General features: G+C 74.0%; 8 protein-coding genes. 5 read left to right on the top strand and 3 right to left on the bottom strand.

The window, feature by feature from the left end; all coding sequences use genetic code 11:
* Window positions 1-47: 47 nt before the first annotated feature.
* A complete protein-coding gene (locus AOK22_RS37700; RefSeq protein ID WP_055703160.1) occupies window positions 48-272 on the bottom strand; it encodes a hypothetical protein in 225 nt (74 codons plus the stop codon).
* A 101-nt stretch (window positions 273-373) separates the two neighbouring features.
* On the opposite strand from AOK22_RS37700, the gene AOK22_RS37695 reads away from it, so the two are divergent.
* Window positions 374-1588 (top strand): bifunctional adenosylcobinamide kinase/adenosylcobinamide-phosphate guanylyltransferase, encoded by a 1215-nt coding sequence (locus AOK22_RS37695; protein ID WP_055703159.1) that lies wholly within the window; start codon window positions 374-376, stop codon window positions 1586-1588.
* A gap of 20 nt (window positions 1589-1608) precedes the next feature.
* On the opposite strand, the gene AOK22_RS37690 is transcribed toward AOK22_RS37695, so the two are convergent.
* Entirely contained in the window at window positions 1609-2682 is a 1074-nt protein-coding gene (locus tag AOK22_RS37690; protein WP_055703158.1) for a class I SAM-dependent methyltransferase, read from the bottom strand.
* Between the two features lie 217 nt (window positions 2683-2899).
* Between AOK22_RS37690 and cobT the strand changes: the two genes are divergently transcribed.
* The 3 genes from cobT to AOK22_RS42330 all read left to right on the top strand — a co-directional run bounded on the left by cobT (window position 2900) and on the right by AOK22_RS42330 (window position 6603).
* Window positions 2900-4009, top strand: a complete 1110-nt coding sequence (gene cobT / locus AOK22_RS37685; protein WP_055703157.1) for a nicotinate-nucleotide--dimethylbenzimidazole phosphoribosyltransferase — start codon at window positions 2900-2902, stop codon at window positions 4007-4009.
* Window positions 4010-4087: 78 nt separating this feature from the next.
* Complete coding sequence (locus tag AOK22_RS37680; protein ID WP_055703156.1) at window positions 4088-5854, top strand: phosphatidylglycerol lysyltransferase domain-containing protein; 1767 nt, start codon at window positions 4088-4090, stop codon at window positions 5852-5854.
* Window positions 5851-6603 (top strand): hypothetical protein, encoded by a 753-nt coding sequence (locus AOK22_RS42330; protein WP_157872421.1) that lies wholly within the window; start codon window positions 5851-5853, stop codon window positions 6601-6603. Before AOK22_RS37680 ends, AOK22_RS42330 begins: the two co-directional genes overlap by 4 nt.
* On the opposite strand, the gene AOK22_RS37670 is transcribed toward AOK22_RS42330, so the two are convergent.
* Window positions 6489-7307, bottom strand: coding sequence for a hypothetical protein (locus AOK22_RS37670; RefSeq protein WP_055703155.1), 819 nt, complete (start codon window positions 7305-7307; stop codon window positions 6489-6491). The genes AOK22_RS42330 and AOK22_RS37670 overlap by 115 nt on opposite strands.
* 66 nt (window positions 7308-7373) lie before the next feature.
* On the opposite strand from AOK22_RS37670, the gene AOK22_RS37665 reads away from it, so the two are divergent.
* Window positions 7374-8031, top strand: a 658-nt coding sequence (locus AOK22_RS37665; protein ID WP_055703154.1) for an adenosylcobinamide-GDP ribazoletransferase, incomplete at its 3' end; no start/stop codon positions are given.

The raw sequence follows: 8031 nt of genomic DNA, 5'->3' as shown, positions 1-8031 counted from the left end.
GCGGTGGCCGCGGCCACCGCCTCCCTCCCGACCGACGCCCGAGCGTCCTACGCCGACGCTTCCTCCGCGTCCGCGTGCAGGCTCATCGGGCCGTAGATCACGCTCGTGTCCTCGAAGAGGGTCACCTGGTCGGCGCCGCCCTCGGCCAGCGCCTTCCAGTACTCACCGATCCAGGACTCCGCGTCGCCCTGTGTGGTGAACTCCTCGGGCTGCACCGCGGGCTGGACCTCCGTCCCGTCCGCCTTCTCGAACCGCCACGTCCATGCCGCCATGTCAGCCTCCCGAAGGTCCCGTGGCGGTGTGGGAACCGCCTGAATCCGCTTGAAGCCTAGCCGGGCGCGCGGCGCTGGACCCGACGCGGGAGGATCTTCGTGTGGAACTGACTCTGCTCGGCACCGGCGCCCCCGACGGGCTGCCCCTCCCCGGCTGCCCCTGCGCGGCCTGCGCGACCGCGCTCGGCGACGCGGCGCGGGCCGCCACCGCGCTGCTCGTGGACGGCGTCCTGCTGCTCGACCTCACCCCCGGCGCGGCCTTCGCGGCCGCCCGCGCGGGGCACTCGCTCGGCGGGGTGCGCCAGGTCCTGCTCTCCCATCCGCACGACGGCCCCGCCGTCGAGGTCCCCGCGGGGCTTCCGCAGCCCGGACGGGTCGCCGACGGGCGGGAGTTGGCGCTGCTGACCGGGCACCGGGTGCGCGCGGTGCCGCTCGACGCGCCCGGCTCCGGCTACGAGGTGACGGGGCCGGACGGGGAGCGGCTGCTGTACCTGCCGCCGGGCGGCGCGCCCGCGGGGATCGCCGAGGGCAACGGCGACGCCCGGCGGATGCCGTACGAGATGGTCGTCGCCGACGTCGTCGGGCGCCCCGACGGGCTCGCCCGGCTGCGGGCCTCCGGTGCCGTGGGGCCCACCACCGACGTGCTCGCCGTCCACGTCGGCCACGAGGTGCCGCCGGGCCGTGAGCTGACGCGCCGTCTCGCGGCGGCGGGGGCGCGGGCCGTGCCGGACGGGACGACGCTCACGGTCGGCGCCTACGAGGACGTACCGGACGTGCCGCGCCGCACCCTCGTCCTCGGCGGCGCACGCTCGGGCAAGTCGGTCGAGGCGGAGCGGCGCCTGGAGGCCTTCCCCGAGGTGCTGTACGTGGCGACGGGCGGGACCAGGAACGGCGACACCGAGTGGGCGCAGCGGGTGAGCCTGCACCGCGAGCGGCGGCCCGGCTCCTGGCGTACCGAGGAGACCTGCGACCTGGTGCCGCTGCTCGCGCAGGACGGGCCGCCGCTGCTCGTCGACTGCCTGTCGCTGTGGCTGACCCACGTCATGGACGAGGTGAAGGCCTGGGACGACGCCGAGTGGGCGGGCGGCGGCGAGCGGGAGCTGCGCCGACGGGTCGCCGAGCTGGCGGACGCGGTGCGCGGCACGCGGCGCACGGTCGTCGCCGTCTCGAACGAGGTCGGCTCCGGCATCGTGCCCGCGACCGCGTCGGGCCGCCGCTACCGCGACGAACTGGGCCGTCTGAACACGTCGTTCGCCTCGGAGTGCGAGCACGTCCTGCTCGTCGTCGCGGGCCAGGCCCTGCCGCTGCGCGGCTGACGCGGACCCGGCCGCGCGCGTCAGCCGTCGTCGCCCCTGCGCGCGACGACCCGGTAGGCGTTGGAGAAGCCGGTGCGGGTGAGCAGCGGCGGCAGCGCCCTGTCCAGGCCGTACGCCGTCGCGAGCAGCGGCGCCGACGCCCACCAGGCCGCCTGCCGCAGCCCGAGCCGCAGCGGGGTCGCGGGCCTGGCCCGCCAGGGAAGGTCGGCCTTCGGGAGACGGCTGTTGAGGAAGAGCGCCAGCGCGGGGGCCAGGTCGTAGGGGACGTGGGGCGTCCGGCGCTCGACGCCGACGACGGTGAAGCCGAGCTCCGTCAGCTCCGCGCGGAGGTTGGCGAGCGGCACGAGGTGCAGGTGGCGCGGCTGGACGTACGGCGCCCACCACTTGCCGAGCACCTTGGTGTAGCGGCACTCGGGGTCGGGGGCCTCGATCATCAGGTGTCCGCCGGGGCGCAGGACGGTCCGCGCGGCCCTGAGCTCCTCGCGGGGATCGCGGCTGTGCTCCAGGTAGTGGAACATGCTCATCGCGTCGTAGCGGCCGGCCAGGGGCTCCGCGAGGTCGGTGAGGCGGCCGCGGTGGCCCTCCTCGATGCGTCCCTCGCGTACGGCCGCCTCGACGCCGTCGCCCGTGTCGAGGCCGTCGAAGGACGTGTACGGCAGGACCTGCCTGGCGAGGGCCGGGAAGCGCGCGTCGCCGGTGGCGACGTCCAGCCAGCACTCGGGCTCGTCGAACGCGCGCAGGGCGCGGGCCCTGGCGAGGTGGCGCCCGGTGCCGGGCGCGGCGGCGGCCAGGAGCCGCTCGGCCTCCGTGCCGCCGGGCCCGTCGTGGCGGTCCCGGCCGTAGAAGTCCAGGCCCTCGGGGGTGAGGCGGGGGTTCTGGAAGGAGTGGGCGCAGTCGCCGCACTGGTCGAGCGTGAAGGTGCCGGGCTTGTGCTGGACGAGGTCGGTGGTGCGCAGCCTGACCCGCAGCCGCTCGGAGCCGCACCAGGGGCAGTCGGTGCGGCGGGGTTCGTGGAACCGCTCGGTGCCCTGGGCGAGTTCGGCGAGATAGGCGGGGCGCCGTTCGGCGACCTGCTGGGCGGCGTCCGTGGCCATGGTCGTGCTCCTGGGGTGTGGCGGCGCGGCGGTACGACATTCAGCTGCACAACGGAAAGCAAGGGATCATCCACGCATACACGATCACGCTGCGCCTGCCGCGCATCACACGACGTATCCGGCCGAAGGATCGACCTGACGAGGCGTCACTTGCCCGGTCGCGCGGCCCGCGGGACCGTTCGAGCACCTGCCCGCCCCTGCCGGTACTGTTCACCGAATGAGCTCGCTGAATCTCGACGACTTCACCGACCTGATCGAGCGGCCCGACGGCGGAGTGCGCCGGGACGCCGAGGAGCGCAGGGCGCGGCAGACCCTGCCGCCCGGATCCCTGGGGCGCCTCGACGAGCTGGGCGAGTGGCTGTCGGCGGCCCAGTCGTCGGTGCCGGTCAAGCCGGTCGAGCGGCCCCGCGTGGTGCTGTTCGCGGGTGACCACGGGGTCGCGGAGCTCGGGGTCTCGGCGCGGCCCGCGGGCGGCGCCGCCGCTCTCGTCCGCGCGGTGCTCGCCGGCGAGAGCCCGGTGGCCGTGCTCGCGCGCCGCCAGGACGTGCCCGTCCGCGTCGTCGACATGGCCCTCGACTGCGACCCGGCCGACCTGCCCGCCGAGGTCGCGGGGCACCGCGTGCGGCGCGGCTCCGGACGCATCGACATCGAGGACGCGCTCACCTCCGAGGAGGCGGAGCAGGCGGTGCGGGCCGGGATGGCCGTCGCCGACGAGGAGGCGGACTCCGGCACCGATCTGGTCGTGCTCGGCGACATCAGCGTGGGCGGCACGACGCCCGCCGCCACCCTGATCGCCGCGCTGTGCGGGACCGACGCGTCCGTGGTGACCGGGCGGGGCGGCGAGGCCATCGACGACCTGGCGTGGATGCGCAAGTGCGCGGCGGTGCGGGACGCGCTGCGGCGGGCCCGGCCCGTGCTCGGCGACCAGCTGGAGCTGCTCGCCGCGGTGGGCGGCGCGGATCTCGCCGCGATGACGGGCTTCCTGCTGCAGTGCGCGGTGCGGCGCACCCCGGTGATCCTCGACGGCGTCGTGGCGTCGGCGGCGGCGCTGGTGGCCCAGCGGGTCGCCTTCCGGTCACCGGACTGGTGGCTCGCGGGGCACGACAGCGGGGAGCCGGCGCAGGCGAAGGCGCTGGACCGGATGGCGCTCGAACCGCTGCTGAGCCAGGGCGTGAAGGTCGGCGAGGGCGCGGGGGCGCTGCTTGCGCTGCCGCTGGTGCGGGCCGCGGCGTCGCTCTCGGCGGAGCTGCCGGAGGGGAAGCCGTCGGAGTCCTCGGACGAGTCCTCGGAGCCGGACGCGAAGCCCTCGGAGCCGGACGCCGAGTAGGGACCCGGCGCGAGGTTGGGCGAGAACCGGACAACCTGGCACAACAGAGCGCCCGCTCGCCCCATATGATCCCTTTTCATGGGAGATGAGCAGGTCGTCGCCGGGCGACAGAAATCACGGACCGTCATACAGCGTCGCGCCGCGGGATTCGCCGTCTGGTATCTCCGCGTCGTCACGTTCATCAACTTCCTCAGCGCGGTCTGGGTCTCCCTCGGGCAGGATCTGCGGCAGCACAACACGGAGAACTTCTTCACGCCGTACCTGCTGACCGCCGGTTTCGCCTCCGGCCTGTTCACGCTGTTCCTGGCGATCACCATGCGGCGCCGCAAGCGCGCCGCATGGATCCTCAACCTCGTGCTCAGCGGGCTGTTCCTGCTGCTCTTCGCGTTCGCCATGGTCTTCCCGGAGATCCGCCAGTACGCGCAGAACTGGATCTCCCTGGTCCTGACCGCCGCCTTCGTCGCCTCGCTGGTCGTGGGGCGCAAGGAGTTCTACGCCAAGGGCGACCGCTCCAACCCGAAGCTGGCGTCGGCCGTCGCGGCCGGCGGGCTCCTGGTGACCTCGCTGATCGCCACGCTGCTCGTCACCGTCACCAACACCGCCCACGACGACTACCGCTCGACCTTCCTGGACCGCTGGCGCTACGGCCTCATGCGCCTGGTCTCCCTGGCCGCCGACGACAAGCGCTTCGAGGGCATCACCACGCCCGGCTGGGTCAACGTCGCGATCAACGTCCTGAGCGCGCTGCTGCTCTGCGCCGTCCTGTACGCCGCCTTCCGCTCCCGCCGGGCCGTCGACCCGCTCACCGAGGACGACGAGGAGAAGCTGCGCGCGCTGCTCGACCAGCACGGCGAGCGCGACTCGCTCGGCTACTTCTCGCTGCGCCGCGAGAAGAGCGTCGTGTGGTCGCCGACCGGCAAGGCGGCCGTCGCGTACCGCGTCGTGGGCGGGGTCTCGCTGGCCTCCGGCGACCCCATCGGCGACCCCGAGGCCTGGCCCGGCGCCATTGACCCCTGGCTCGCCGAGGCCCGCGAACACGGCTGGATCCCCGCCGTGATGGGCGCGAGCGAGGAGGCCGGCACGATCTACGCCCGGCACGGCCTGGACGCCCTGGAGCTGGGCGACGAAGCCATCGTGGAGATCGACGAGTTCACGCTGGAGGGCCGGGCCATGCGCACCGTCCGCCAGGCGTACAACCGCGTCAAGCGCGCCGGGTACACGGTTCGCATCCGCCGCCACGAGGACATCCCGCACGACGAGATGACCGAGCTCCTCCGCCGCGCCGACGACTGGCGCGACGGGGCGACCGAGCGCGGCTTCTCGATGGCGCTGGGACGGCTCGGCGACCCGGCGGACGGGCAGTGCGTGATGCTCGAATGCACGGACGGCGAAGGCGAGTTGCGGGCGCTGCTCTCCTTCGTCCCCTGGGGGCCGCACGGCCTCTCCCTCGACCTGATGCGGCGTGACCGGGACTCCGAGAACGGCCTGATGGAGTTCATGGTGATCGAACTCCTGCAACGCGCACCGGAGATCGGGATCACGCAGGTCTCGCTCAACTTCGCCATGTTCCGTTCGGTCTTCGAACGTGGGTCGCGACTCGGCGCGGGACCGGTCCTGCGCCTGTGGCGGTCGCTGCTCAGCTTCTTCTCCCGGTGGTGGCAGATCGAGTCCCTGTACCGGGCCAACGCCAAGTACCGGCCGATCTGGGAACCCCGCTTCCTGCTCTTCGAGAAGAGCGTCGACCTGCCGCGCATCGGAATCTCCTCCGCTCGCGCGGAGGGCTTCCTGGAGGCACCGGGCCTGCCGAAGTGGCTGCACCGCAAACACCTGGAGTCGAGACGATGAGCACCCTGGCCCGCTACGCCCGCGCCGAGTGGGGACCGCTGTTCTCCACCGTGCGCGACGCGCTCCTCGCCCGGCGGCTGCGGGCCGTGCCCATGACGCTCGCGGCGGTCTGCCTGACCGCGCTGTTCCAGTACGTGCAGAACCAGCCCTGGGGCTATCAGTTCATCCAGAACATCGGCTCCGTGCGCGCCGAGGAACCGCTCTGGCTGGCGCTGGTCCGCACCCCGCTCTCGCTCTTCGTGCCCGCGCTCGACCTGCCCGTGTGGGGCGCGCTCGCGCAGATCCTGCTCGTCTTCGGGATCGCGGAGATCTGCCTGGGCTGGTGGCGCACGCTCGTCATCGGGTACGCGGCCACGCTCGCCGGCACGCTCTACGCGCGCGTCGGCATCGAGCTGGGCCCCCAGAACCCGATCGGACTGCCCGCCTCGGACGCGCAGGTCGTCGACACGGGCCCCTCGGCCGCCGTCGTCGGCCTCGCCGTCTTCGTGTGCTGGCGCTACCGGGCGTACGTCACGGGCGCCCTGGTGATCGCCGTGATGGTCCTCGAAGTACTGGTCAAGAACAACCTCGCGGGCCGGGAGCACCTGGCGGCCATCGCGGCGGTGCTCGTGCTGTGCGCGGTCTCGACGGTACGTCACCGGGGCGGCGGTGACAGGCGGTCGGACTCCGACGGGCCGGAGGCCGCGTCCGGTCCCGGGGCCGGCCCCGGACCGGGGTCCGGCTCCGTGAAGCCGCCCACCCAGTCCTGAAACCTGCGGCGCTTGCCCGACCAGCGGCGGTCGTGACGGTAGGCGCGCAGCCCGGCACGCGCGCGGGCACGGTGCCGGTTGCGGTAGAAGCGCCGCGCCCACGCCGAGCCGGGCCGGGCGAGCCGGATCGCCCCGACCAGCGCGACGAACGGGATGACCATGCCGATCAGGGCGGTCCGCAGCTTGCCCTTGAGCAGGGCGATGAGGGCGAACGCGCAGTTGATGCCGATGTTCAGCGCGAACAGGGCGCGGTTGTGCCGCTCGGTGACCGTCAGGTCGTTGACCCCGAACGGCGTGAAGCCGGTGAGCACCAGCACCACCAGGGCGGCCGTGAGCATGACGACCTCGACGCTCTTGCGGCCCTGCTCGCTCCAGTAGACGTCGTCGAGGTGGAGGATCAGCGCGAACTCGTCGAGCACGAGCCCCGCGCCGATGCCGAAGATGACGGCGGCGTACAGCGGACCCGCGCCGTGCCGCCCGGCGGCCACCGCCCAGAACCCGCCGACCAGCATGAGGAAGATCCCCGGCACGACGTGGTGGATGTGCACGTCGCCCGAGCTGATGTTCCGGAAGGGCCCCTTGCCCGCCCTGATCAGCCGCGTGATGGTCCGGGTGACCAGGAACGACCCCACGAAGGACAGCAGCGCGAGCAGCAGCGGCAGCTTCCCCGGCTCGACGATGTTCCGGTACCACCAGTCGTTCATGCGGCCATCCTCCGTCCCTGAAGAGCGATCCGCAGGGCGGGACGTTGCCCGGGGTAGCCTTCGCCGGTGCCAAGAACCTCCCCCGCCGACGGCATACGTTTCGCCTTCGGCACCCTCACCGCGCTCCCCGTCCGCGTCACGAAGTGGGACCGCGACGCCGCGCGGGGCGGCATGCTCGCCGCTCCCCTCGCCGGCCTGGCCGTCGGCCTCCTCGCCGCCGCGGCCGGCGGCGCCCTCACCCTCCTGGGCGCGGGCCCCCTCCTCGCCGCCACCGCGACCGCCGCGACCCCCGCCGCGCTCACCCGCGGCCTCCACCTCGACGGCCTCGCGGACACCGCCGACGGACTCGGCAGCGCCCGGCCCGCCGACGACGCGCTGCGCATCATGAAGCAGTCCGACATCGGCCCCTTCGGTGTCATCACCCTGCTCTTCGTGCTGCTCGCCCAAGTGGCGGTGCTCTTCCAGCTGTACGAGCAGTCCTGGGCCCGCGGCGCGCTCGCCGCCGTCGTCTCGGCGACCGCCGCCCGCCTCGCGCTGACGCTCGCCGCCCGCGCCGGAGTGCCGCCGGCCCGCCCCGAGGGCCTGGGCGCCGCCGTCGCCGGGGTCGTCCCGCGCGTCCCCGCCCTGCTGGTCGCCGCGGCCGTGACGGGCGGCGCGGCGGCCTGCGGGGCGCTCCTCGGCCCGGCCGACGCCGTCCGGGGCGCCGCGGCCGTCGTCCTCGCGC

Source organism: Streptomyces silaceus (genome assembly GCF_001419745.1).
Classification (GTDB): Bacteria; Actinomycetota; Actinomycetes; order Streptomycetales; family Streptomycetaceae; genus Streptomyces; species Streptomyces silaceus.
The sequence above is the reverse complement of the archived record's forward strand: the minus strand, read 5'-3'. Positions and strand labels throughout refer to the sequence as shown.